General features: G+C 71.6%; 22 protein-coding genes. 18 read left to right on the top strand and 4 right to left on the bottom strand.

Annotation, left to right across the window (positions count from 1 at the left end; translation table 11 throughout):
* Window positions 1-21 precede the first annotated feature (21 nt).
* The 17 genes from KUM44_RS34020 to paaE all read left to right on the top strand — a co-directional run bounded on the left by KUM44_RS34020 (window position 22) and on the right by paaE (window position 19,732).
* Window positions 22-576, top strand: a complete 555-nt coding sequence (locus tag KUM44_RS34020) for a hypothetical protein (RefSeq protein WP_217213613.1) — start codon at window positions 22-24, stop codon at window positions 574-576.
* Window positions 577-609: 33 nt separating this feature from the next.
* A complete protein-coding gene (locus KUM44_RS34015) occupies window positions 610-1,326 on the top strand; it encodes a hypothetical protein (protein ID WP_217213612.1) in 717 nt (238 codons plus the stop codon).
* A gap of 10 nt (window positions 1,327-1,336) precedes the next feature.
* Window positions 1,337-1,720, top strand: a complete 384-nt coding sequence (locus tag KUM44_RS34010; RefSeq protein WP_217213611.1) for a hypothetical protein — start codon at window positions 1,337-1,339, stop codon at window positions 1,718-1,720.
* Window positions 1,713-2,852 (top strand): hypothetical protein, encoded by a 1,140-nt coding sequence (locus tag KUM44_RS34005; RefSeq protein ID WP_217213610.1) that lies wholly within the window; start codon window positions 1,713-1,715, stop codon window positions 2,850-2,852. The genes KUM44_RS34010 and KUM44_RS34005 overlap by 8 nt, the downstream gene beginning before the upstream one ends.
* 42 nt (window positions 2,853-2,894) lie before the next feature.
* Entirely contained in the window at window positions 2,895-3,431 is a 537-nt protein-coding gene (locus tag KUM44_RS34000) for a phage baseplate assembly protein V (protein ID WP_217213609.1), read from the top strand.
* A 23-nt stretch (window positions 3,432-3,454) separates the two neighbouring features.
* A complete protein-coding gene (locus tag KUM44_RS33995; protein WP_217213608.1) occupies window positions 3,455-3,790 on the top strand; it encodes a hypothetical protein in 336 nt (111 codons plus the stop codon).
* Window positions 3,787-4,182, top strand: a complete 396-nt coding sequence (locus tag KUM44_RS33990) for a GPW/gp25 family protein (RefSeq protein WP_217213607.1) — start codon at window positions 3,787-3,789, stop codon at window positions 4,180-4,182. Before KUM44_RS33995 ends, KUM44_RS33990 begins: the two co-directional genes overlap by 4 nt.
* Window positions 4,179-7,295: a putative baseplate assembly protein gene (locus KUM44_RS33985; protein WP_217213606.1), complete on the top strand. Its 3,117-nt coding sequence runs from the start codon at window positions 4,179-4,181 to the stop codon at window positions 7,293-7,295. The genes KUM44_RS33990 and KUM44_RS33985 overlap by 4 nt, the downstream gene beginning before the upstream one ends.
* On the top strand, window positions 7,292-11,137 hold the full coding sequence (locus KUM44_RS33980) for a putative baseplate assembly protein (RefSeq protein WP_374202099.1): 3,846 nt from the start codon (window positions 7,292-7,294) through the stop codon (window positions 11,135-11,137). Before KUM44_RS33985 ends, KUM44_RS33980 begins: the two co-directional genes overlap by 4 nt.
* The gene (locus KUM44_RS33975) at window positions 11,137-13,323 is read left to right on the top strand and encodes a hypothetical protein (RefSeq protein ID WP_217213605.1); all 2,187 of its coding nucleotides are present in this window, start codon (window positions 11,137-11,139) and stop codon (window positions 13,321-13,323) included. Before KUM44_RS33980 ends, KUM44_RS33975 begins: the two co-directional genes overlap by 1 nt.
* A 78-nt stretch (window positions 13,324-13,401) precedes the next feature.
* Entirely contained in the window at window positions 13,402-14,955 is a 1,554-nt protein-coding gene (locus KUM44_RS33970; RefSeq protein ID WP_217213604.1) for a DUF6519 domain-containing protein, read from the top strand.
* The gene (locus KUM44_RS33965) at window positions 14,955-15,845 is read left to right on the top strand and encodes a peptidoglycan-binding protein (protein ID WP_217213603.1); all 891 of its coding nucleotides are present in this window, start codon (window positions 14,955-14,957) and stop codon (window positions 15,843-15,845) included. The genes KUM44_RS33970 and KUM44_RS33965 overlap by 1 nt, the downstream gene beginning before the upstream one ends.
* A gap of 147 nt (window positions 15,846-15,992) precedes the next feature.
* Window positions 15,993-16,970 (top strand): 1,2-phenylacetyl-CoA epoxidase subunit PaaA, encoded by a 978-nt coding sequence (gene paaA, locus KUM44_RS33960; RefSeq protein ID WP_217213602.1) that lies wholly within the window; start codon window positions 15,993-15,995, stop codon window positions 16,968-16,970.
* On the top strand, window positions 16,967-17,272 hold the full coding sequence (gene paaB, locus KUM44_RS33955; RefSeq protein WP_217213601.1) for a 1,2-phenylacetyl-CoA epoxidase subunit PaaB: 306 nt from the start codon (window positions 16,967-16,969) through the stop codon (window positions 17,270-17,272). The genes paaA and paaB overlap by 4 nt, the downstream gene beginning before the upstream one ends.
* Before the next feature lie 10 nt (window positions 17,273-17,282).
* Window positions 17,283-18,110 (top strand): 1,2-phenylacetyl-CoA epoxidase subunit PaaC, encoded by an 828-nt coding sequence (gene paaC, locus KUM44_RS33950; protein ID WP_217213600.1) that lies wholly within the window; start codon window positions 17,283-17,285, stop codon window positions 18,108-18,110.
* Window positions 18,104-18,616 carry a 1,2-phenylacetyl-CoA epoxidase subunit PaaD gene (gene paaD / locus KUM44_RS33945; protein ID WP_217213599.1) on the top strand — a complete coding sequence of 171 codons (513 nt, stop codon included), beginning with the start codon at window positions 18,104-18,106 and terminating at the stop codon, window positions 18,614-18,616. Before paaC ends, paaD begins: the two co-directional genes overlap by 7 nt.
* A complete protein-coding gene (gene paaE / locus KUM44_RS33940; RefSeq protein WP_217213598.1) occupies window positions 18,617-19,732 on the top strand; it encodes a 1,2-phenylacetyl-CoA epoxidase subunit PaaE in 1,116 nt (371 codons plus the stop codon).
* A 117-nt stretch (window positions 19,733-19,849) separates the two neighbouring features.
* Here paaE and KUM44_RS33935 read toward each other — a convergent pair whose 3' ends face one another.
* Window positions 19,850-22,015 carry a TerD family protein gene (locus tag KUM44_RS33935; RefSeq protein WP_217213597.1) on the bottom strand — a complete coding sequence of 722 codons (2,166 nt, stop codon included), beginning with the start codon at window positions 22,013-22,015 and terminating at the stop codon, window positions 19,850-19,852.
* A 75-nt stretch (window positions 22,016-22,090) separates the two neighbouring features.
* The gene (locus tag KUM44_RS33930) at window positions 22,091-22,483 is read right to left on the bottom strand and encodes a DUF5997 family protein (protein WP_217213596.1); all 393 of its coding nucleotides are present in this window, start codon (window positions 22,481-22,483) and stop codon (window positions 22,091-22,093) included.
* Between the two features lie 58 nt (window positions 22,484-22,541).
* On the opposite strand from KUM44_RS33930, the gene KUM44_RS33925 reads away from it, so the two are divergent.
* On the top strand, window positions 22,542-23,336 hold the full coding sequence (locus tag KUM44_RS33925; RefSeq protein ID WP_217213595.1) for a LysR family substrate-binding domain-containing protein: 795 nt from the start codon (window positions 22,542-22,544) through the stop codon (window positions 23,334-23,336).
* A gap of 18 nt (window positions 23,337-23,354) precedes the next feature.
* Here the strand turns inward: KUM44_RS33925 and KUM44_RS33920 are convergent, their stop codons facing one another.
* Together KUM44_RS33920 and KUM44_RS33915 are read right to left on the bottom strand one after the other, a co-directional pair.
* Window positions 23,355-24,041: an HAD family phosphatase gene (locus tag KUM44_RS33920; RefSeq protein ID WP_217213594.1), complete on the bottom strand. Its 687-nt coding sequence runs from the start codon at window positions 24,039-24,041 to the stop codon at window positions 23,355-23,357.
* A gap of 19 nt (window positions 24,042-24,060) precedes the next feature.
* Complete coding sequence (locus KUM44_RS33915; RefSeq protein WP_217213593.1) at window positions 24,061-24,540, bottom strand: Lrp/AsnC family transcriptional regulator; 480 nt, start codon at window positions 24,538-24,540, stop codon at window positions 24,061-24,063.
* Between the last annotated feature and the right edge of the window lie 169 nt (window positions 24,541-24,709).

The raw sequence follows: 24,709 nt of genomic DNA, 5'->3' as shown, positions 1-24,709 counted from the left end.
AACACTGAAATGTCACCGGTAGTGCGCGTGGTCCTGAAGCGTGAAGTGACGCTGGACGACGTCGGTGTTCTCTCCTGGCGCGAGGACTGGAACACCGTCTCCTTCAGCCGTAAAGGCGAGCTCCCGGAGCGCGAGGTCTGGGAAACGATGAACGGTGACACGGTCATCACGTTTCTCGGCGACCACATCACAGGGCTTCGTTATCTCGTCATCGACGGAGCGGATGTGGAGAACATTCGCGATCTCGTGACCAGCCGACTCCCGTGCTGGACGCACGAGGAGGCGCTCGAATTCCTGTCCCGGGCGCGTGACCGGGACGAGAAGGTCCACGGCATTTACCTGTCGGCCGTGAGTGCGCCCCTCCAGGAGCACGGCCCACTTGCGGCCAAGTTCCGGGAGACCGCCTCCGATCCGCACCCGGATGTCCGTCGTGCGGTTCTGGTGGGAATCGGCTATCTGGGCGCCTGGCCGTCGTTGCGCAGCCTGGCCATGGACATGAAGAACAACGATGCCGACGAGGGAGTACGGCGTGACGCCGGCTTCTTGATCGAAGGACTCGAGCTCTCCGAGAACTGAGCGTCCACCTCAACCGAGCCAGGTGAATACAACGTGAGCCGCTACGCCGACATCCCCAAACCCATCCGCTCCGGAATCGTCGTGGTCAACCCCGACACCGGCACCCCCCAGCGGATCATCGTCCTACAGTTCAACCCGGACACCCTGGAGCGCAGCGTCGCCCCGCAGTCCGCCGGCGACAGCGGTGACGCCGGAGGCGGCGGCACCGGCAGCGGGGACCGCAACGAGGCCCTCCGTCTGAAGGGCCCCGCCCAGGAGACCTGGAAGTTCACCGCCGAGATCGACGCCACCGACCAGTTCGAGGTCGCCGCCCCCGACGGCATCCACCCGCAGCTCGCGACTCTCGAAATGCTGGTGCAGCCGACCGTCGCCCAGCTCCGTGCGGCGAGCAAGCTGTCGCAGAAGGGTGCCATCGAGATCAGCCCGATCGAGATGCCGCTCACTCTCTTCACCTGGGGGAGCAAGCGGGTCATGCCCGTCCGGCTCACCGAACTCTCCATCAACGAGTCCGCCTTCGACGTGAACCTCAATCCGATCCGAGCGTCGCTCAGCATCGGCATGAAGATCCTCACCGTCAGCGATCTCCCCGCCGGCCACCGCGGCGCCGACCTGTACATGGCCCACCTCGCGCAGAAGGAACGCCTCGCCGCGGCCGCACGCGGCGGCGGCCTCGGCTCGCTCGGGCTCAGCGGAAGCGGATTCGGGACAGCAACCGCAAGCGGAAACAACGTCGTGATCGGAAGGGGCTGAGCAGGACACCATGGCTGACATCGAGCCTTACGAGAGCGCCCTGGACGCGATACCGGGTGCTCATCCCTACCCGCGCACCAGCCGGTATCACGACACCGAGATCGGCATCCACCGCCGACCCGATGGCACCGAAGTCCGGTACACCAAGCGCCGGTTGCTGCCTCCGCTCGACCAGATCCCCGACGGCGACGTCACCCAGCCCCACACCGTCGGCGCCGGTGAGCGTCCCGACCTGCTCGCGCAGCGGTACTTCGGCGACCCCGGCCAGTGGTGGCAGATCGCCGACGCCAACCCCGTACTCGATCCACGCGAGTTGACCGACGAGGCCGGGCGCGTCATCGACATCCCGCTCGCCGGCGGGTTCCCGGGCGGCAGGGGAGACCGGCGTGTTTGATCTGCCCGTGGGGCAGGGCCCCGTCCACATCACGCTCCTCATGGGGCCCAAGCTCGCCCGGCCCGTCCCGGCCGAGGTGACCGAGGCCCTGCTGTCCGCCCAGATCACCGCCACCGCGGGCGAGCGCAGTGGCTTCCAGCTCGCCTTCGACCTCACCAAGAACGGGATCATCAGCCGGCGGCTGCTGCCGGAAGGGTTCTTCGATCCCAAGACCCGGCTCATCGTCGGCGTCACCGTCCGCGGCACCTCCGCCGTCCTCTTCGACGGACTCGTCGTCCGCCACGAGGTCGGCGCCAGCAACCAGCCCGGCCACTCCACCCTCACCGTCACCGGCGAGGACCTGACGCTGCTCATGGACCTGGAGGAGCGCACCGCGAGGTACCCGAACCTCCCGCCCTCCGAGCGCGCGCTCGCCATCCTGCGCCGCTACTCCGACTACGGCATCCGGCCCGACGTCTACACCGAGAAGGTCGCCCAGCCTCCGCACCAGGACCTCCGGGTGCACTACCAGACTGGTACGGACCTGCAATACGTCACCGAGCTCGCGCGGGCCAACGGCTACACCTTCTACCTGGAGCCGGGCCCCAACCCCGGCCAGTCCTCCGCCCGTTGGGGTCCGGAGATCCGCCTCGGCATCCGCCAGCACGCCCTCAACGTCAACATGGACGCCAACTCCACCGTCGACCAGCTGACGTTCGCCTACGACGGCACCGCACGCGAAGAGCCGCAGGCCCGCTGGCAGAACCCCGCGACCCGGCAGTCGGACCTGCTCCCGCAGCCGTCCATCAGCCCGCTGCGCCCGCCCCTCGGCAAGCGGCCCACCCCGGCCCTGAAGCGCAGGACGCTCACCGGCACCGCCAAGCACCAGCGTGAGCAGGCGGAGGCCGAACTCCTCGCCCGCGCCGCCGTGTCCGCCGACGTCGTCTCCGGCTCCGGCTCCCTCGACGTCATCCGGCACGGCTACATCCTCCAGCCCCGCCAGCTCGTCGGCGTACGCGGCTCGGGACGGGCGTACGACGGCGACTACTTCGTCAAGTCCGTCACGCACAACCTGCGTCCGGGCTCGTACCAGCAGAACTTCACCCTTTCAAGGGAGGGCTTGGAAGCGCGTAGCGACTACGTCCGGCCCTGACACACGTGACCCCACGAACGATCGACCAGGAGCACCCCCACCATGGCGGCACCCAGCAATCGCTACCTCGGCAAGTTCCGCGGCCGGGTCGTCGACAACGACGACCCGCTGCGCATCGGCCGGATCACGGTCGAGGTCCCGGACGTCCTCGGCAACGAGCCGTCGACGTGGGCGCTGCCCTGCCTGCCGTTCACCGGGCCCGAGTCGGGGCAGTTCGTGGTGCCGCCACCGGGGGCCGGCGTGTGGGTGGAGTTCGAACAGGGGGATCCCAGCTTCCCGGTGTGGACCGGGTGTTGGTACGGCGCCGCCGACGAGCTTCCGCCCGACGCGCGCCGCGAACTCCAGGCCAACTCGCCGAACAAGCCCGTCGTCGTCCAGACGCCGCAGGCGCACAAGCTCGTCATGAACGACACGCCCGGCGCCGAGCAGGGAATCCTGCTTCAGGCCCAGGGCGGCGCATACATCCGTATCACCAGGGAGGCCGTGGTCATCTCGACCGGCGCGGGCGCCGAGATCCTGCTGCGCGGCGATGAAGTGACCATCAACGAGGGCCAGTTGACCGTGCTCTCCAAGCGATGAGGAAAGACGGGGGACACAAGAGAATGTCCGGGACTCTGCTCGACGCCGGTGCCGTGATCGGTTGCCCGCACGGCGGCCGCGTCGCGCCCGCCACCACACCCTCCGGCGGCGTACGCCTCGCGGGCGCCGCCGTCGCCACAGCCGCGCACAGCTATGTGGTCACCGGCTGCCCGCACACCGTGAACGGCATGCCCTCGCCGTGCGTGACGGTCCGCTGGACCGCCGCCGGCTCCGGTATCACCGTCGACGGCGCGCCCGTGCTGCTCGACACCTCAGCGGCCGAGTGCTTCACCGCGGCCTTCGTGCCGCAGGGGCCGCCCGTCGTCCAGGCCGCGCAGCGAAAGGTCACCGTCCGATGAGCCCCACCAGCCGGGGAACCAGGCCCCGTTCCGACCTCGCCTTCCCCTTCCGCGCGGACCGCCGCGGCCGTACGGCGCACGCCAGGCACGGTGAACACGTCCACGACCTCATCGAGCAGCTGCTGTTCACCAGCCCCGGCGAGCGCGTGATGCGCCCCGACTTCGGCTGCGGGCTCCTCGACCTGGTCTTCGCCCCGACCAGCCCGGAGCTGATCAGCACCCTCGAACTCTCCGTGCAGGCCTCGCTCCAGCGCTGGCTCGGCGATCTCATCGACGTGGAGGCCCTGGACGTGGTCAGTGAGGACAACGTCGTCCGCGTGTACCTGTCGTACGTCGTACGTGCCGACGGTGCCCGACGCGACGACGTCTTCGAAGGGAGGGCCACGGCATGACCGGTACGACCGCCACCTCCCGCCGGGCCAAGGTCCGCGCCGCTCAGCTGGGTGGAGTCGACGCCGTCGAGGTGAGTGACGACGGCCTGCTGCTCACCGTCACCTTCCTCGGCAAGGCCCCGCACGGCCTCGGCCCCGAGAACGTCCGCATCGACGGCGGCCGGCGCATCACCGGCGTCACCGCCGTGGACGTCAGCGTGGAGCGGGAGGAGGACCCCGAACTCGACGACCGGCTCTACGTCACCCTCGACAAGGCCGGCGACACCTCCCGCTACCGGCTCTCCCTCGTCGAGACCGACCCGTACGGCCGCCCCGGCACCGAGCCCTTCCGCGGCTTCGACCAGCGGTACCACCGGGCCACCTTCGCCTTCCGGCCCGGCTGCCCGACTCCCTTCGACTGCAAGGACGACGAGAGGGAGCAGCCCGGCTTCCCCGCCGCGCCCGTCGTCGACTACACCGCCCGCGACTACGACACCATCCGCAAGCTGCTCCTGGACCGCCTCGCGCTCACCACACCCGACTGGGTCGAGCGCAATCCCGCCGACCTCGGCACGACCCTCGTCGAACTGCTCGCGTACGCCGGCGACCAGATCAGCTACCAGCAGGACGCCGTCGCCACCGAGGCCTACCTCGACACCGCCCGCCGCCGCGTCTCCGTACGGCGGCACGTGCGGCTCATCGACTACGCGATGCACGACGGGTGTTCGGCGCGTGCGTACGTCTGCGTCGAGACCGCCGGTGATCACACGCTCGCGCCGGGCACCTACCGCTTCGCCTCCGTCGACGTCCGCACCCTCGACCCGCACGACCGCCCCGAGCCCGGCACCGTCATCGACGAGGCCGACCTCGGCGACCTCGACGAGCGCGGCTCGGTGGAGGTCTTCGAACCGGTCGTCACCGCCGACCCGCTGGAGCTGCGGGTAGCGCACAACGCGATCCGGCTGTGGAGCTGGGGCGGGGAGGTGTGCACCCTGCCGAAGGGCGCCACCTCCGCCACCCTGCGCGACGCGTGGGTCGACCCGGAGACCTGCCGGGACCGCCGACTCGATCTGAAGCCCGGCGACGTGCTCGTCCTGGAGGAGGTCAAGGGCCCGCGCACCGGCACCCCCGGCGACGCCGACCCGAGCCACCGCCAGGCCGTACGCCTGACCTCTGTCACCCCGGCCGTGGACCGCATCGAGGACCAGCCGGTCCTGGAGGTCACCTGGGCCGGCGAGGACGCCCTGCGCTTCCCCCTCTGCCTCACCACCCGCGGCGGCCGCGACTGCCTGCCCGTCGAGGACGTCACCCTCGCCCGCGGCAACGTCGTCCTCGTCGACCACGGCCGTACCCTGCACGGGCTCCCCGAGACGTTCACCGTCCCGCCGGTCCCCGCCGAGGTCGCCCCCTGCGACCCTCCCGCCTTCGGCTGCCACGACCGCGACGAGGGCAACGCCCCCGCCCGTCTCATCAACTCCCTTACGGATCAGACGGATTCCGGCGAGGCTCTCGCCCCCGACGACATCCGCGAACTCTTCGAGGTCGTCGGCGAATCGGCAGCCAACCGCGCCGGACTCGGCCTGGAACGCGCCGGGCAGCGCCACGAACGCGTCGTGCCCGGCACGGCGTACGCCCAGGCCGCCGCCCTGCGCACCCTGCTCGCCCAGTCCGTCTACCCGGGCATCCAGCCCCGCTTCCGCCCCGTCCTCGGGCGCGCGCCGGTCGCGCAGACGGTGCCGTTCCCCGAGCCGGCCACCGTCGCCGCCGGGCAGGCCGAGCGGATCGCCGCGATCCCGGGACGCGTCCGGCAGCGGCTCGTCGAGCTGTGGCGCAGCGCCCGCGACCGGGACGGCCTCTCCGAGCAGGAGATCGACGAACTCACCGTGATCTACGGCCTGAAGATCCTGGAGCACATCGAGCTCCACCGTCACCCCGTCCGCGCCCTGCGCGAACTCCTGCACCGCACCGACGAGTTGCTCGACGCCAAACTACGCCGCGTCGAAATCCTCACGGCACGCGCCCGCGCGGGCACGGTCCTCGACGGGCACATCGCCTGGGAGATCGCGCACAGCTGGGGCCCCGCCTACGCCGCCGGACTGCACCCCGAAGAGCCGGTACTGCGCGGCTCCGCGACCGACGCCCTGGCCCAGGACCCGCGGCACGCCCTGCCCGCCGTACGCGTCGACGAGGGCGAGACCTGGGTGTGGGAGCCGCGCCGCGACCTGCTCGACAGCGGCCCCCGCGACCGGCACTTCGTCGGCGAACTGGAGGACGACGGCCGGCTCGCCCTGCGCTTCGGCGACGGACGCCACGGCGCGAAGCCGACCCCCGGATCCCGGCTCGCCCTGCACTACCGCCTCGGCGGCGGCACGGCCGGCAACGTCGGCGCGGAGGCCATCAACCACCTCGTCGTCCAGGCCGACTGCGAGCCACCCCCCGCCGCCGTGGTCCGCAACCCGCTCCCGGCCGTCGGCGGCACGGCCCCCGAACCCGTCGAACAGGTACGCCAGTTGGCCCCGCTCGACCTGCGCCGCACCCGGCTGCGCGCCGTCACCGCCGACGACTACGCGGCCCTCGCCTCCGCCCTGTCCGGCGTCCAGCGGGCGGCGGCGGAGCTGCGCTGGACCGGCAGCGTCCAGGAGGCGCATGTCGCGATCGACGCCTACGGCACCGGCGCCCCGTCGGCCGAGCTGCTGGCCTCGGTCGCCCAGTCCCTTGAGCCGTACCGGCGTATCGGCCACGACCTCGTGGTCGACGCCGCGCGGCTCGTCCCGCTGGACATCGCGCTGACCGTGTGCGCCAAGCCGGGCCACCAGCACGGGCAGATCCTGGCCGAGCTGTACCGCGTCCTGGGCAACGGCCGCCTCCCGGGCGGACGCCTCGGCTTCTTCCACCCGGACGCGCTGACCTTCGGCGAACCGGTACGGCTCAGCCGGCTCGTCGCCGTCGCGGCAGCCGTGCCCGGCGTGGAGAGCGTCCAGGTCACCCGGCTGCAAAGGCTGTTCGAGCCGGACCGAGGAGAGAAGGAGGACGGCGTGCTGCGGCTCGGCCCGCTGGAGATCGCCACCTGCGACAACGACCCGGACCGGCCGGAGAACGGCCGGCTGGCGATTTCCCTGGGAGGTGCCCGATGACCGAGTCAGCGATGACCGAGGGCACGATCACCGACGACTGCACCTGCGGCGGCGCCTGCCGCGGCGGCCACGACGAGCGCCTCGCCCCGGCTCCCGTGCACAACCCGCCCGGCCGCACGGCCCTGGACTACCGCGTCGGCGAGTACGGCTCCTTCCGGGCCGCCCTCCTCGACCGCCTCGCCTCACCGGCGTACCCGGCGCTGGCCGGGCTGACCGTGCGCACCCCGGACGACCCGGCGATCGGCCTCCTCGACGCCACCGCCGTCCTCGGTGACCTGCTCACCTTCCACTCCGAGCGCATCGCGGACGAGGCCTACATCCGTACGGCCAACGAGCACCGCTCCCTGGTCCTGCTCGGCCGTCTCGTCGGCCACCGCCCCCGTCCCGGCGTGGCCGCCGCCACGCATCTGGCGTACACGCTGGAACGCGACCCGCGCGCGGAGGCTCTGCCCGTCACCATCCCGCGCGGCGCCCGCAGCCACAGCGTGCCGGCGTCCGCCGAGGAGCAGTCCCTCACGTTCGAGACCAGCCGGGATCTGACGGCTCGCTGGGACTGGAACGAGCTGAAGGTGCGTCGGCGGCGTCCCTCCCCAGTCACCCCTGCGGACCTTGAGCGTCGCTCGGAACTCTTCGTCGAGGGCACGGCGAATTCGCTCCAGACCGGGGATCAGTTGCTCTTCGTCTTCGGTGAACAGGCCGGTGGGGAGCGGAAGTTGCTGCCTGTCGCCAAAACGCGGGTTGACCGGGAGGACGAGATCACGGCGATCTCGCTGCCGAAGTCCGCGCCGCCGACGTTGAAGGAGCTGGTCGACGAGGTGCGGCGGTGGACGGCCGTGCCGGCTGCTCCGGGGGAGCCGGGGGATGAGCCTCCGACTCCCGAGGTCCCGAATCCGCGGCCGGTCAGTCGGCTGATCGAGGACTTCGAGGATCAGGTGCTCGCGCCGCTGCGGGAGGACCTGGACGGCATCAAGAGTCCTGAGCGGCTTGCGGCTCGGCTTGCGGAGCCCGTGGCTCGACTCGGGGAGGCTCAGGTGTTGGCAGAGCCGTATGAGGACGTCGCCGGCTGGTTCGAGCAGTTGGAGGCGGTGCTGGCGGAACTGGGCGAACGTGCCTTGGAGTTGGCACCGGCGCAAGCGGAAGAGGGCGGTAGTCGGTCGTCTGCTGCGCCGTTGGGGCTGGTCGCGCCCCGCGGCGGAGCCGCAAATCGATACAGCCCCGCGCCCCTGAAGAACGGCGATGCGCGTGCCGCTGCTTTCGAAGCACTGGGTGCTGTCCTCCCCGCCCTGCGCGCCTCCACCCCCACCCCGCGCGGTGGCACCGGCTCCCAGCTCCCCGGCACCGACACCGCCCGCCTCCTCGCTGCACTCAACCCCTCTCTCGGCACCCTCTACCCGGCATGGCGCAAAGCCGCTGCCCCCGGCACCGCCCAGCTCCTCCGTGAACTGCTTGCCATGCGCGTCACCGCCGCCCCCTTCGGCGCGACCGCCCCGCTCAAGCCCGTCCAGGACGAGCGCGGTCGGGTCATCCGCACCGCCGACTGGCCGCTCACGGGCGCCGTGCTCGCGAGCATGCGGGTCGTGTACGACACGTCCGGCAGGACGCCGGTGCGGGCCGAGTTCCAGTACGTCGAGGGCAGCAGCTCCGACCAGCGTGCCGAGAATCTGCCGGTCGCCCAGCCGCTGGCCTTCCCGCTGGGCACGGGCCAGGTCGAGCTGTCGGTGCGCTCCGGCCAGGACCGTGACCTCAACTGGCTCAACCGTCGGCCCACCGACTCCCAGGAGCCCGGTGTCACGGCCCGCCTCCACTCCGGTCTGCCCGAGCGCACCCTCTTCGTGTCCCGGCCGGACGACGAGGGCCTGATCCACGTCGGCGTCCACAACGGCACGTCCCAGCAGATCGCCCTGCGGCCGAACGCGAGTGAGCAGTTCACCCACGGCGAGTACGAGGTGAGCCTCAAGTACACGGTGGGCACCACCGAGCCCAACGTCGAGATCGTGATCGCCAGCAAGCCCGAGCCGCTGAACCGCCGGGTCCTCCAGCTGGACACGGTCCACACCGGCGTCACGGTCGGCAGCTGGGTCGCGATCCAACGCCCCGCGAAGGGCGCCCAGGGCGGCATTCCCGGTGACGACAAGCTCGACTTCGTCACCACCCAGGTCGTCGCGGCGCGTACGGCGGCGTACAGCAACTACGGCATCACTGGACGCGGCACCGAACTCACCCTCGCCGACCCGTGGTTGGACGAGTTCGACGTCCTGCTCTCGCACATCCGGGACACCACCGTCCACGCGGCCGGTGAACCCCTGCGACTGGCCGACGAACCGCTCGGCGAGGACGTCCACGGCAACGAGATCGAACTCGCCCGGCTGTACGACGGGTTGCGTGCCGGCCGCACGCTCGTCGTCACCGGCGAGCGCAGCGACATCCCGGGAACCGCGGGCGTGCGGGCCACCGAGGTCGTCACCGTCGCCGCCGCCGACGCGGCCGTCGACCCGCAGCTGCCCGGCGACCATGTCCACACCAGGCTCACCCTGACCGCCGACCTCGCCCACCGCTACCGGCGCGAGACGGTCAGGATCCTGGGCAACGTCGTGGAGGCCACCCACGGCGAGAGCCGCGAGGAGGCCATCGGCAGCGGTGACTCGGACCGCGTGAACCAGACGTTCGCGCTCTGGCAGTCCCCGCTCACCTGGCTCGCCGACGACAACCCCCTGGGCGCCTCACCGGTACTGGAGGTCCGGGTCGACGGCGTCCTGTGGCACGAGGTCGACAGTCTCGCCGGACGCGGCCCCGTCGAGCGGATCTACATCACCGGTTCCACCGCCGACGGCCGTACGACGGTGACCTTCGGCGACGGCGTAAACGGCGCCCGGCTGCCGTCCGGCCACGAGAACATCCGGGCCCGTTACCGCTTCGGCACCGGCAAGGCCGCCAACGTCGCCGCCGACCGCATCACCCAGCCCCTCACCCGGCCGCTCGGCGTCACCCAGGTGACCAACCCGCGCCCGGCGAAGGGCGGCGCGGACGCGGACGGCCCCGGCCTGACCCGTCGTACGATCCCGCTCGCCGTGTCGGCGCTGGACCGGCTGGTCTCCGCGTCCGACTACGAGGACTTCGCCCGCTCCCGCGCCGGCATCGGACGGGCCGCCGCACGCGAACTCTTCGACGGCCGGCGCCGCGTGCTGCACGTGACGGTCGCGGGCACGGACGACGTGCCGATCGACGGCGACTCGGACACGCTCAGGGCCCTGCGCGGCGCGCTGACCGAGTACGGGGACATGAACCTCCCGGTCCGAGTGGACGTCCGCGAACTGGTCCTGCTGCTCGTCGCGGCCAAGGTGAAGGTGGCCGAGGACCACGCCTGGGAGATCGTCGAACCCCGGCTGCGTCGGGCGCTGCTCGCCCGACTCGGTTACGAGGGACGGGAGTTGGGGCGTTCCGCCCGCCTCTCGGACGTCCTCGCCACCGCCCACTCCGTGCCGGGCGTCGACTACGTGGACGTCGACGTCCTCACCGGCGTCCCCGCGTCCGCCACACCCGAGGAACTCACCGGGATCCTCACCGACCCCGGCCCGCCCAAGGCGTCGGTCCCGGCGCGCGAGGCGACGTACGACGAGAAGATCCACACGGTGCGTGCCGCGAACGGTGAGACGCTGTCGGAGATCTGCGCCAAGTACGGCGTCCCGCTCGCCGAACTCCTGCGCCTCAACCCCGACATCACCGACACCCGGCGCCTGGCCAGGGGCCGTTCGGTGTTCGTCTTCCGCGGTATCCGCCCGGCCCAGCTCGCGATGCTGTCGCCGAGGGCCGCGGACACCCTGATTCTGACGGAGGTCAAGTGATGTCCCCGGACGTCCGGTTCGAGACGGCTTCCCCGGCGACGACGTCCAGGGAACCCGACGGGCTCGCCGCCCTGCTGCCCCGCTGGCACCTGCTGCGCGACACCGAGGAGGGCGAACAGCTGCGCGCACTGCTCGCGGTGATCGCCGAGCAGCTCGACCGGGTCCGCGACGGCGTCCAGCAGGGCTACGAGGACCTGTTCGTGGAGACGGCCGCGCCCTGGGTGCTGCCGTACCTCGGCGACCTGGTCGGTTACCGCACCCTGCCCGGGTACGAGCGGGTCCTCACGACCGGCCTGCACGAGGGTGGCCGCGCCGCCCTCGCCGAGGCCGTCGCCCCGCGCGCCGACGTGGCCGCGACCGTCGCCAACCGCCGTCGCAAGGGCACCCTCCACCTCCTGGAGGAACTCTCCGACCAGGTCACCGGCTGGCCCGCCCGCGCCGTCGAGCTGTCCCGGCAGGTCGCCCACACCCAGCCCGTGAAGCTGTACGGCGACACAGGCGTCCACCGCGGCACGCGCGGCCGGCTCGTCGACCTGCGCGACAACTCCGCCCTCGACCTCGCGGGCGGCCCTTTCGGCGCGACGGCCCGCACGGTCGACGTGCGCCGTGCCAACTCCCGGCACCGGCAGGGTGGTTGGACGCCGGCAGGAGTCGCGCTCTTCGTCTGGCGGCTGAAGGCGCACTCGCTCACCCAGTCCCCGGCGTACTGCATCGACCGCGCCCGGAACCTCTACACCTTCTCGATCCTCGGCAACGACACCCCGCTGGTCACCAAGCCGTTCCCGGAGCCGTCGCCCACGCACATCGCGACGATCGACAACGTCCCGGCGTTCGTCACCCGCCGCCGGCTCCACGACCGGCTCGCCGACTACTACGGGCCCGGCAAGAGCCTCGTCATCCGGCGTGACGGCGAGGACCAGCCCGTGCCGCCGTCGGACATCGTGGTCGCCGACCTGTCGGACTGGCGTTACCGCCCGGGGCGCGGTCAGGTCGCCGTGGACCCGGAGCTGGGGCGGATCGCGTTCGGGTCGCGGTCGGCGCCCCGGCAGGGCGTCTGGGTCGACTACCACTACGCGTCCGCCGCGGACATGGGCGGCGGCGAGTACGACCGGCTCGACCGCGAGCCGCGTCCCGACGCCGAGGTCTACCGCGTCGGGCCCGGACAGCAGTACCGCCAGATCATGGACGCCTACCGGGCCTGGCAGCACGACCGCCGAGCCGACCGGACCGGCCCTTGCGGCATCATCGAGATCACACACAGCGGCGCCTACCAGGAGCAGCTGGACTTCGATCTCGACCCCGGCGACCGCCTCGAGGTCCGGGCCGCCGAGGGCACCCGGCCGGTGATCCGCCTGCTCGACTGGTACAGCAACCGCCCCGACGCCCTCAACATCCGTGCCGTGTCCGAGGACTGCGCCCCGCACGAGCGTCCGCGCATCGTCCTCGACGGGCTGCTGGTCGCCGGACGCGGCATCAACGTCACCGGCCCGATGGGCGCGGTCGTCGTACGGCACTCCACGCTCGTCCCCGGCTGGTCGCTGGAGCCCGAGTGCGATCCGCACTCCCCGGAGGAGCCCAGCATCGTCCTGGAGCGCACCACCGCATGCCTCCAGGTCGAGCACAGCATCCTCGGCACCATCGAGGTCATCGGCGACGAGGTAAGCGAGGACCCCCTCGACATCCACCTCCGGGACAGCATCCTCGACGCCACCGGCAGCGACCGCGAGGCCCTGTCCGCGCCGGACTGCCGGCACGCGCATGCCGTACTGCATCTGCACCGCACGACCGTGATCGGCGAGATCCACACGCACGCCGTGAAGACCGCCGAGAACTCGGTCTTCACCGGCCGGCTGCACGTGGCCCGGCGCGGCATCGGCTGTCTGCGGTACTGCCACGTTCCGGCCGGGTCGCGCACCCCGCGCCGGTACCGCTGCCAGCCCGACCTGGCCGGGCCCGAACAGGCAGGTCGCGTACGGCCGTTGTTCACCTCCGAGCGCTACGGGACGCCCTGGTACGGCCTGTTGGCGGACCGGTGTGCCGAGGAGATCCGGCGGGGCTCGGACGACGGCGCCGAGATGGGCGCCTTCCACGACCTGTACCGGCCGCAGCGCGAGGACGGCCTCAGGGCTCGGCTCGCGGAGTACACCCCGGCGGGCACGGACGCCGGGATCTTCTTCGTGACGTGAGGCGAGACATGAGCCATGACATGCGCGCCGCCGCCGTATGCCCTACCCGCACTTTCCTGAACCAGGGGGACCCCCTTCATGCACGCTGACCTCTCCCGCCTCACGTTCCGCCCGGAACGGCACTACTCGGCGGTCGTCGCCCAGCAGGGGCGTGTTCAGCTCGACGCCGACATCAACGAGCAGACCGCGATCCAGCTCCACCAGGCCCGCACCCTCGCCGCCGACCTGATCGGCCGGCACGGCGGGCCGCGCGACGCCGCCGGGTTCAAGATCGACTACGTGGGCGGCAAGCACGACATCGACACGCTGCACATCCGCGGCGGCCGCTACTACGTCGACGGCATCCTTCTCGACGCGACCCGCCCGGCGCCCGGCGTGCCCGTCCCGGACGACGACACCGCCGAGCAGGAGCAGGACGCCGCCGCCCCGCCCGCGTACTGGACCTACTGGGACCAGCCCGACGGATTCCGCGACCCGGAGAGGCCGGGCGACCGGCTGCCCTCGCCCGCGACGTCGCCGTTCGTGGTCTACCTGAACGTCTGGGAGCGCGCCGTCTCCGCCGCCGAGGACCCGGCCCTGCGCGAGGTCGCCCTCGGCGCGGCGATGCCCGACACGGCCGCCCGCGTGAAGGTCGTCTGGCAGGTGCTGCCGCTGTCACTGGCCGCGCTGGACATCGAGGAGACCGACCCGTCCAAGGAGGTCGTCCGCGCCGCGTTCGACAAGTGGGCGCGGAAGCAGGCCACCCCCACCGCGCGCCTGGCCGCCCGCAGCGAGCGACCCGACCACGCCCACGAGGACCCCTGCCTGGTCAAGCCCGACGCCCGCTACCGAGGCCCCGAGAACCAGCTCTACCGCGTCGAGGTGCACGCGGGCGGCGAGGCGAAGGACGCCACGTTCAAGTGGTCCCGCGAGAACGGCTCCGTCGTCTTCCCGGTCGACGAACTCGACGGCACCTGGGTGCAGTTGGCCGCCCTCGGCCACGACGACAAGCTGGACCTGGACGTCGGCGACCACGTGGAGCTCACCGACACCGCGTACGCCTCCCGCCTCGAACCCCTGCCGCTGCTCCGGGTCGAGGAACTGGACCTGCCGGGCCGCCGCGTCCGCCTCAGCGCCGAGCCCGACCAGTCAGTCGGCCGGCTGCCCCACCTCAACCCCTTCCTGCGCCGCTGGGACCACCACGGCGGACCGAAGCGCAAGGGGCGTACGACCGCCCTGAAGGGCGGCGCCGTGCCGGTCGCGGAGGGGGAGTGGCTGCCGCTGGAGGACGGCGTCGAGGTGTACTTCGCCAAGGGCGCCACGTACCGCACCGGGGACCACTGGATCATTCCCGCCCGCACCGCCACCGGCCGCGTCGAGTGGCCCACGGACGCAGCGCGCCGCCCGCTGCTCCAGGCCCCCTCCGGCATCGTCCGCGGCTTCGCGCCGCTGGCCCTGGTCAAGGGCGAGGGCGGCACGGTCGATCTGCGCCTCGCCTTCAACCCGCTGGCCAGCAGCATCCCGGCCGCCGACGAGGCGACGCTCGCGGCGGAGGAGCAGGCGCGCCGCGAGGAGCAACTGGCGGAGGACCCGTCCGGCGGGAGGTCGCAGACCACCGCGGATGCGGAGGCGGCGGCGGAAGGAGACGAGTGATGGCCAAGCCCCTGAGCGCGTCCAAGATGGTGGAGATCCTCCGCGCGGAAGGTCTCACGGTCCACGAGGTGCGCAGCTGGCGCACCCACAACCGCAACAGCAAGGGCGCCTGGGGCCCGGTGAACGGCGTGATGATCCACCACACCGTCACCAAGGGCACCGAGGCCTCGGTGAACATCTGCTACAACGGCTACTCCGGCCTGCCCGGCCCGCTGTGCCACGGCGTCATCGACAAGAAGGGCGAGATCCACCTCGTCGGCAACGGCCGCGCCAACCACGCCGGACTCGGCGACAGCGACGTCCTGCGCGCCGTGATCAACGAGTCGAAGCTCCCGCACGACAACGAGGCCGACACCGACGGCAACGCCCGCTTCTACGGCTTCGAGTGCATCAACCTCGGCGACGGCAAGGACCCCTGGCCCGAGGCGCAGAAGGAGGCCATCGAGAAGGTCTCTGCCGCGATCTGCCGGCACCATGGCTGGAGCGAGCGCTCGGTCATCGGCCACAAGGAGTGGCAGCCGGGCAAGACGGACCCGCGCGGCTTCACGATGGACGGGATGCGAAAGCGCATAGCGCAGCGGCTGAAGGGCGGCGGTGGAGGCGGTGACACCACCCCCGACCCGAAGCCCGTGCCCAAGCCGAAGTACGTGCCGTTCCCCGGCAGCGGCTTCTTCCACACCGGCCGGAAGTCGCCGATCATCACGGCCATGGGCCGCCGCCTGGTCGCCGAGGGGTGCGGCCGCTACGAGGAGGGCCCGACCCCGGAGTGGACCGAGGCCGACCGCCGCTCCTACGCCGCCTGGCAGCAGAAGCTCGGTTTCAAGGGCAAGGACGCGGACGGCATACCCGGCAAGGTCAGCTGGGACAAGCTGAAGGTGCCCGACGTGTGAGGGTGAGGGCTCGGGCGAGCCGAACGGCCCAGGTACCCCATGGGGGTGCCCTGGGCCGTTCTTCGTGGGGGCGCAAGGTCTTGCTCCGTCAGAGGAAACCAGTCACACTGGTACCGAACGAATGGTCGGTTGGGGAAGCTGGTATCGATGACGACATCACACGCCGCCGAGGCGCCCCCGCTGGGGGGACTCCAGGAGCACTTCGACGCGACGATCGCGCGCGACCAGCGGATCGAGCCGCGGGACTGGATGCCCGACGGCTACCGCAGGACGCTGATCCGCCAGATCGCGCAGCACGCCCACTCGGAGATCATCGGCATGCAGCCGGAGGGGGAGTGGATCACCAAGGCGCCCTCCCTGCGACGCAAGGCGATCCTCTTCGCGAAGGTGCAGGACGAGGCCGGACACGGGCTGTATCTGTACTCGGCGGCGGAGACCCTGGGCACCGACAGAGCGGAGCTGACGAACCGGCTCATCGAGGGCCGTCAGAAGTACTCTTCGATCTTCAACTACCCGACCGTGAGCTTCGCCGACGTCGGAGTGATCGGCTGGTTCGTGGACGGCGCGGCGATCTGCAACCAGGTGCCGCTGTGCCGCAGCTCCTACGGGCCGTACGCGCGCGCGATGGTGCGGATCTGCAAGGAGGAGTCCTTCCACCAGCGGCAGGGCTACGAGCTGCTGATGACGATGATGCGCGGCACCGAGGCCCAGCGCGAGATGGTGCAGGACGCGGTGAACCGCTGGTGGTGGCCGTCCCTGATGATGTTCGGCCCGCCCGACGACTCCTCGCCCAACTCCGCGCAGTCGATGGCCTGGAAGATCAAGCGGCACAGCAACGACGAGCTGCGTCAGCGCTTCGTCGACATGACCGTCCCGCAGGCCGAGAAGCTGGGCGTCACCCTGCCCGACCCCGAACTGCGCTGGAACGCCGAGCGCGGTCACCACGACTTCGGCACCCCCGACTGGGACGAGCTGATGCGGGTCATCAAGGGCGACGGGCCGTGCAACGACCAGCGGATGCGGCGGCGCAGAAGCGCCCACGAGGAGGGCGCGTGGGTACGGGAGGCGGCCACCGCCCACGCGGCCAAGCAGGCCGCCCGCGCGGAGAAGGGAGCGGTGGCATGACCTCCGAGAAATCGTCCGGGAAGCAGGACTGGCCGCTGTACGAGGTGTTCGTGCGCGGCAAGCGCGGGCTCAACCACGTCCACGTGGGGTCGCTGCACGCCGCCGACGACCGGATGGCGCTCACCCACGCGCGCGACCTGTACACGCGCCGCAACGAGGGCGTCAGCATCTGGGTCGTGCGCTCCGAGCACATCGCCGCCTCCACACGCGACGAGAAGGACCCGTTCTTCGCGCCGAGCGCCGACAAGGTCTACCGCCACCCGACGTTCTACGACATCCCCGACGACGTCCCGCACATCTGAAGGAGAGGGAATGAGTGACGACCACGTCTACATGACCCTCGCCGAGGGACACGAGGACGACGCCCGCTGGGCCTACGGCACCGGCTTCGAGGACCCGCTGCACGGCGTGGACACCACCGTGCCCGAGGGCGTCGACGCCGGTGAACTGGCCGCCGTCTGCGTCGCGTTGGCCGACGACGCCCTGGTCTCGGCCCAGCGCCTCGCCGAGTGGATCACCCGCGCGCCCGAGCTGGAGGAGGAGGTGGCGCTGGCCAACATCGGCCTCGACCTCCTCGGCCAGGCCCGCCTGCTCTACTCCCGGGCCGGCCAGGCCGACGGCACCGGCCGCGACGAGGACGCCTACGCCTACTTCCGCGACGCCGGCGACTTCCGCAACGTACGCCTGTCCGAAGTACCGGGCGGAGACTTCGCGTTCTCGATCGTACGGCTCCTGGTCCTCTCCAGCTGGCGCCTCGCCCACTTCGAGCGACTGGCGTCCCACCCGGACCCCGTGCTCGCCGCGATCGCCGCGAAGGGCGTCAAGGAGCTGGCCTACCACCGGCAGTACGCGGCGGAGTGGACGGTACGGCTGGGAGACGGCACGGAGGAGTCCCACCGCCGGACCCGCAAGGCCCTGGAGCAAGTGGCGCCCTACCTGGGCGAGTTGTTCACCGCCTTCGACGTACGCGACGACGTCGTCGCCGTCCTGCGCCAGGTCACCCGGGCCGCCGGTCTGCCCATGCCGGTGTACCGCCCGCTGCCCGGATCCGGCCGCGACGGCGAGCACACCGAGCATCTCGCCCCGCTGCTGGCCGAGTTGCAGGGCGTGGCCCGGGCCCACCCGGAGGCGACATGGTGACGACCCTCCGCGACGCCCGGCGCGCCCGGCACATCGCCGAGCAGGTGCCGGACCCCGAGCTGCCCATGCTCAGCCTGGCCGACCTCGGCGTCCTGCGCGACGTCGAACTGACCGAGGACGGCACGGTGGTCGCGAGCCTGACCCCGACGTACTCGGGCTGCCCCGCGATGGCCGAGATGCGGGCGGACGTCGCGGCCCGGCTGCGTGACGCGGGGTACGCGCGCGTGGAGATCCGCACGGTCCTCGACCCGCCGTGGACCAGCGACTGGATCACCCCGGCGGGCCGCCGCAAACTCACCGAGCACGGCATCGCCCCACCCGGCCCCGCCGCCCCGCCCGGCGGCCCCGTCCCGCTCGTACTGTCCCCCACCCGGCACACGGTCACCTGCCCGCGCTGCGGCTCGGCGAACACCGAGGAGACCTCCCGCTTCGCCGCCACGTCCTGCAAGTCCCTGTGGCGCTGCCGCGCCTGCCGCGAGCCGTTCGAGTACGTCAAGGAGATCTGAATGGAAGGCCTGAAGGAAGCACAGACGGCTGCGTCGGTACGCCCGCGCGCCCGCCGCCGTCCGGCCTTCCACCTCCTGCGCGTCGCCGCCGTGCAGCCCCTGTGCGCGGACGCGGTCGCCGTCGGGTTCGACATTCCGGTGGAGCTGGCCGAGGAGTTCGCGTTCGAGCCCGGTCAGTCGTTGACGTTGCGGCGGGAGATCGACGGGCGGGACGAGCGGCGTTCCTACTCGATCTGTTCGCCGGTCGGGTCGAGCCCGCGGATCGGTGTGCGGGTCGTGCCGGGCGGCCTGTTCTCGTCGTGGCTCGTCAACGACGTACGCCCCGGCGACACCGTCGAGGTGATGGCTCCGACCGGTGCCTTCACCCCCGACCTCAGCGCCGCAGCCCACCATGTGCTGATCGCGGCGGGCTCCGGCATCACGCCGATGATGTCCATCGCCGAGTCCGTCCTGGCCGCCGACGCCCGTTCGACGGTCACCCTCTTCTACGGCAACCGCCGCAGCGACACCGTGATGTTCGCCGACGAGCTCGCGGACCTGAAGGACCTCTACCCGACCCGGTTCCAGCTCGCGCACGTGCTCTCCCGTGAACCCCGCGAGGCCGAGGTGCTCTCCGGCCGTATCGACGCCGGCCGTCTCGCGACGCTCATCGACGCCCTGGTCGACGTGACGACCGCCGACCACTGGTGGCTGTGCGGTCCGCACGGCATGGTCCGGGACGCGCAGGGGGTACTGGAGCGGCTCGGGGTTCCGGTGGAGCGGGTGCACCAGGAGCTGTTCTTCGCCGACGACGAGCCCGTACGGGAGGTGCACCACGAGGAGGCCGGCCCGCAGGGACCCGTCAGCCAGGTCACCATCACCCTGGACGGCCGCTCCACCGTCGCCGCGCTGCCGAGGGAGCGGACCGTCCTCGACGGAGCCCAGCGGACCCGCCCCGACCTGCCGTTCGCCTGCAAGGGCGGCGTCTGCGGCACCTGCCGGGCCCTGGTCACCGAGGGCAAGGCGGACATGCGCCGCAACTTCGCCCTGGAACCGTCCGAGGTCGCCGCGGGCTACGTGCTGACCTGCCAGTCGTACCCGGTCTCGGAGACACTGACGGTCGACTACGACAGCTGAGCCGTCGAGAAGAGTTGGGTGGCGAGGAGAGCGAGGGGACTAGTTTCAGGAAAGCCGCTCTCGCGGTACATGAGAAGGAAGCCCCCTTCATGGCCTCGCCACGGCTCACGCTATCAGTCACTCCGGGATCAGGTCGCGCATGTTTTCGGGGGTCACGATCCGAGAGTCCGGGTGCAGCCCCTCGGGCCGCTGGAGACCGATGAACGTGACCGGACCGTCCGGGACCTTCTCGCCGTCCCAGAGGGTCGTCGCCGTCGCGTCCATCAGCTCCGTCAGGTAACGCACCGTCAGCTGCTCCCGCTCCACGATGCCACGCAGCAGCGTCGCCACCGACACCCGGTTGCCCTCGACCCGGTTGGTCGACGGGTGGCCCTTGAGGTAGAGGTGCAGCCACTTGGCACGCCAGCGCCCGTCCTTCCCGCGCTGGAACGCCAGCGGCAGTGCCACCCGGCCGGGACCGCGCAGCTCCGACTTCATCCGCACGGTACGCGGCTCGAACGGCAGCCCCCGCTGCTCGCCGTCGCGCAGCATGAACCCGAAGAACGACTCCTCGACCTCCTCGAAGCCCTCCCCGGAGTAGAGGTTGACCTGCGGCACGATGAAGGTGCCCCGGACCGCGTCCAGCCGCAGGTTGATGAACTCCGAGGCCCCGTCCGGCGCTTCCGTGACGTCGCCGGAGTGCTCCCCCTCCAGCTCGCTGAGGTTGGTGTACGACAGCCAGAAGAGGGTCCGGTAGTCGGCGTCCAGCATCAGCGCCGACAGGTCGTAGTCCGTGGTCCAGTTCCTCTGTTTCCAGTACACGAAGAACCGCAGCAGCTCGCCGTCGACCGGCGACACCGAGCCGCGCGGCAGTACCCCGAGCCCGGCCGCGGTCGTCCTGCCACTGAGCGGCAGCGCGACGTCGAGGACGTCCGGGTCGACCAGCAGATGCCCAGGGGCCGGGAGCCGGCGCCGCAGCTCCGCGTCGAGTGCGGCGATCAGGCGCTCCCGCTCACCCTGCGGTACGGGCGGACGGGCGTCCCCGGTGACCCAGGCCCGGCCGAGGCGGTTGATGAACACCCGGCGCGCGCAGGATTTCTCCGCCCGGTTGTGCAGGTGCTCACGCACCGACAGCACGACCCGCCCGGCGACCCGCGGGGCGACTTCCACGGCGGCGGCCACGACCGCGTCCCGCTCCTTTGGTGTGGACGCCGTCCGCAGCAGCCGGTCCAGCGCGCGGAACAGCTTGCCCGGCGCCGACTTGAGCAGGGTCACCGCGCCGATGACATCGTGCGTGCCGAGCAGCTCCTCGACCTGGCTGTCGAAGGAACGGGCCCGCTTCTCACCCCGGGCGACCGCGAACACCTCGGCTGCGTGCGGCCACTGCGGATACTCGTGCGGGTGCAGCCGCTCGCCCAGCCGCTTGAAGCCCTCACGGTGGGCGTGGACGTCCGCGAGCTTGGCCGGGACCGCCGCGACCACCGCGTCGAGCCCTGCCAGCAGAGCCCGGCGCACCGGCCGGGACAGCCCCCGGAACCGCGTCGCCTCCACCAGCGTCACGTCACCGCCGGAGAGAGCGCAGGCCAGCCGCAGCACATCGGTCACCGTGTCCAGCAGCGGCTGAGAACCGGCCCGCAGCCGAGCCCGGTTGATCACGGCACGGCTCTCCCGCACCGGGATCTCCTCGGGCTGCGGCCCGTCCACGCACATCTCGGCGAGCACCTCGAGATCCCGCAGACCCTCCTCGCCCAGCGGCGTGCCGCTGCCCGCCAACGCCAGGTACAGCGCGGTGACTTCGGCCTCCGCGTCGCCACCGAGGTGCAGCACGGTCATCCGGTCGCCCGCCGCGGCGATCAGCTCGTCGTGGCGGGCGAGCATCTCCGTGTACGTGTGCTGGTAGCGGCCGTACGACGGCAGGGTGAGCAGGTTCACCACACCGTCGCTCAGCTGCTCCAGTGTGCTCGCGCGGGTCGTGTCGTCGGCGAGCGCCCCGGCTATGCAGCTCGTCCAGAAGTCGTACGTGTCCGGCACATTGGCCGGGAAGTCGATGAAGTACACGTTGTGCCGCACATGGTCGCCGGCCATCTCGCGCACGGTGTCCAGCGTCCGTACGGCGGTGTCGAGCACCGTGCCCTCGGACAGCCCCGACAGCCGTGCCAGCAGCTCCGCCGAGAGCTTGAAGCCCACCGACATGAGCGCGGCGTCGAACTGCCGTGCCGCGACGGCGCCTTCGCCGACGGGTCCCGTGGGGGAGGGGAGGCGGTGAGTGTGCCGGATGACCAGGGGCTCGAGGCGGTGGACCATTCAGGGATGGTCGCAGAGCGGGGCGATCGGGCGCATTCGGATTTCCGCGCCCCGCCCGCGACAGCGACGGGCAGGTCAGGAGCCCTCTGCCGTGCGGTCCGCGTCGCGCTGCTTGAGCCGGGCCGCCTCCTTGCGGACCTCGGCCTGGGTCGTGCGCTCCTTCTGGAGCCACTCGGGCTGCTCCTGCTTCAGGGCCTCGATCTGCTCGGTGGTGAGGGGCTCGGTGACACCGCCGCGGGCCAGCCCGGCGATGGAGACGCCCAGCTTCTGGGCGACGACCGGACGGGGGTGCGGGCCGTCGCGTCGCAGGTCGCGCAGCCACTGCGGCGGGTCGGCCTGGAGCGCGTTCAGCTCCGCGCGCGTGACCACGCCCTCCCGGAACTCGGCGGGGGTGGCTTCGAGGTACACACCCAGCTTCTTCGCCGCGGTCGCGGGCTTCATGGTCTGGGTGCTTTGGTGCGACGTCATGGTGCCCAGGGTATCGACTGAGTGAACCGCCGCCGACCACGGCCGGTAACCTGGCCAGGTGACAGGCTCGGAAGCACCCCCCTCGTTCAGGCTCGCGTACGTCCCGGGAGTGACCCCCTCGAAGTGGGTGCGGATCTGGAACGAGCGCTTCCCGGACGTCCCCCTCACCCTCCATTCGGTGACCGCCGCCGAGGCGCCGGACGTGCTCCGTGACGGCGCCGCCGACGCCGGTCTCGTACGACTGCCGGTCGACCGTACGGTCCTCAGCGCGATCCCCCTCTACACCGAGGCCACGGTCGTCGTCGTCCCCAAGGACCACGTCATCGCGGCGGTCGACGAGGTGAGCGCCGAGGACCTGGCCGACGAGGTCGTCTTCCACCCCCTCGACGACGTCCTCGGCTGGGAGCGGCCACCGGGGCAGCCCGCCTTCGAGCGCCCCGCCACCACCGCGGACGCCGTCGAACTCGTCGCGGCCAACGTCGGCCTGCTCGTCGTACCCCAGTCGCTGGCCCGTCTCCACCACCGCAAGGACCTCACTTACCGGCCGCTCGTGGACGCCCTCCAGTCGAGCGTCGCCCTGTCCTGGCCGGAGGACGCGACCACCGACCTGGTCGAGGACTTCATCGGCGTGGTCCGCGGCCGCACGCTCAACAGCACCCGGGGTCGTACGACGTCCCAGGCCCCGGCCGCCCAGCAGCAGCCCAGGCGCAAGCCCTCCGAAGGCGGCCGCGGCTCGGGGAAGCAAGCCGGAACCGGCCGGAGCCAACGTGGCGGCTCCGGTGGCTCGGGCGGGACCAAGGGCACGAGGGGCGCCAAGGGCGCCAAGCGAGGCAAGCCCCGCCGCCGCTCGTAGACGACGGAAAGCCGGGCGCTACTTCGCCCCGCGCAGCCAGTCGTACGCGGTCTGCGCGGTGAACTCTCCCTGCCCGCCTCGCAGGAGCAGTCCCGCCGTCGTGAACTCCGGCGCGTCCGCCTGGCCGGTCACGTACGGGATCGCGATGCACCGCATGCCGGCCGCGTGCGCCGCGGCGGCGCCGGGGGCCGCGTCCTCCAGGACCACGCAGTCGCCGGGTGCGGCACCCAGGCGGCGGGCCGCCTCCAGGAAGACGTCGGGAGCGGGCTTGCCGCGCTCGACCTCGTCGGCCGAGACGACGGTACGGAGGTGGATGTCCAGGCCCGTGCCGGACAGGATCGCCGTGATGGCCTCCCGGGACGAACCCGAGGCCACGGCCATCACGACGCCCTCGGTCGCCAGCAACTCGACCAACTCGCGCATCTCGGGGTACACGCGCGTGGCGGTGCGGGCGAGGTCCAGATAGCGGCGGTTCTTGTCGGCGAGCAGTTCGTCGACGGAGGCCCGAAGGCCGTACTCCCGCTTCCAGAGGGTGACCGTCTCCAGGGTGCTGATGCCGACGTACCGCTCGTGGTCCGCCCAGGTGAAGTCGGTGATCCCGTGCTCGGTGAGGAGCTGTCGGCCCGCTTCGTAGTAGTTGGGCTCGCTGTCCACGAGGGTTCCGTCGAGATCGAAGATGACCGAAGTGTTGGCGAGACCGCTCATGGCCCCAGGATGTCAAAGGTCATTTCCGGACTGCCGCCCGCCCGACGGACTCCACCAGGGGCAGCAGCCGGTGCGGCACACGCTCGCGCAGGGCCACCTCGGTGCGGGTGCGGACCACGCCGGGCAGGCTGATCAGCTTCTGGATCACATCCTCCAGGTGGGCGTTGTCGCGGGCCACCACCCGGGTCAGCAGGTCCCCGCCGCCCGTGATCGAGAACGCTTCGACGATCTCCGGTACGGCGGCCAGCTCGTCGCCCACGTCGTCGAGGTGGCCCTGGGTGACCTCGATGTGCACGAACGCCAGCACCGGGTGGCCGAGGGCGGCGGCCGAGAGCGCCGGGCCCGTCCCGGTGATCACACCGTCCCGCTCCAGCCGGTCGAGCCGCGCCTGGAGCGTGCCCCGCGCGACGCCGAGGATGCGGGCGTACTCGCGGACGCTGGTGCGCGGCTGCTCCAGCAGCAGCCGCAGGATGCGGGTGTCGAGCTCGTCCACGGCCATACCGTCCGGGGTCTCCGTTCGCCGGCCCCGTCCGTCATGGTCATGGTCCGTTGGCTCGTCGGTGGACGTGTGGGGCCCGTTATGTCTGTGCCAATGGCTCAGCATTCTACGAGACACTTGAGCCAGCCTGCCCCTTGATGCTGCAATGAACCCGTCGATGGCGCTGCGG

It is taken from the genome of Streptomyces sp. AC550_RSS872, from assembly GCF_019049285.1.
Lineage (GTDB): Bacteria > Actinomycetota > Actinomycetes > Streptomycetales > Streptomycetaceae > Streptomyces.
This window is presented reverse-complemented; position numbering and strand designations above follow the sequence as displayed.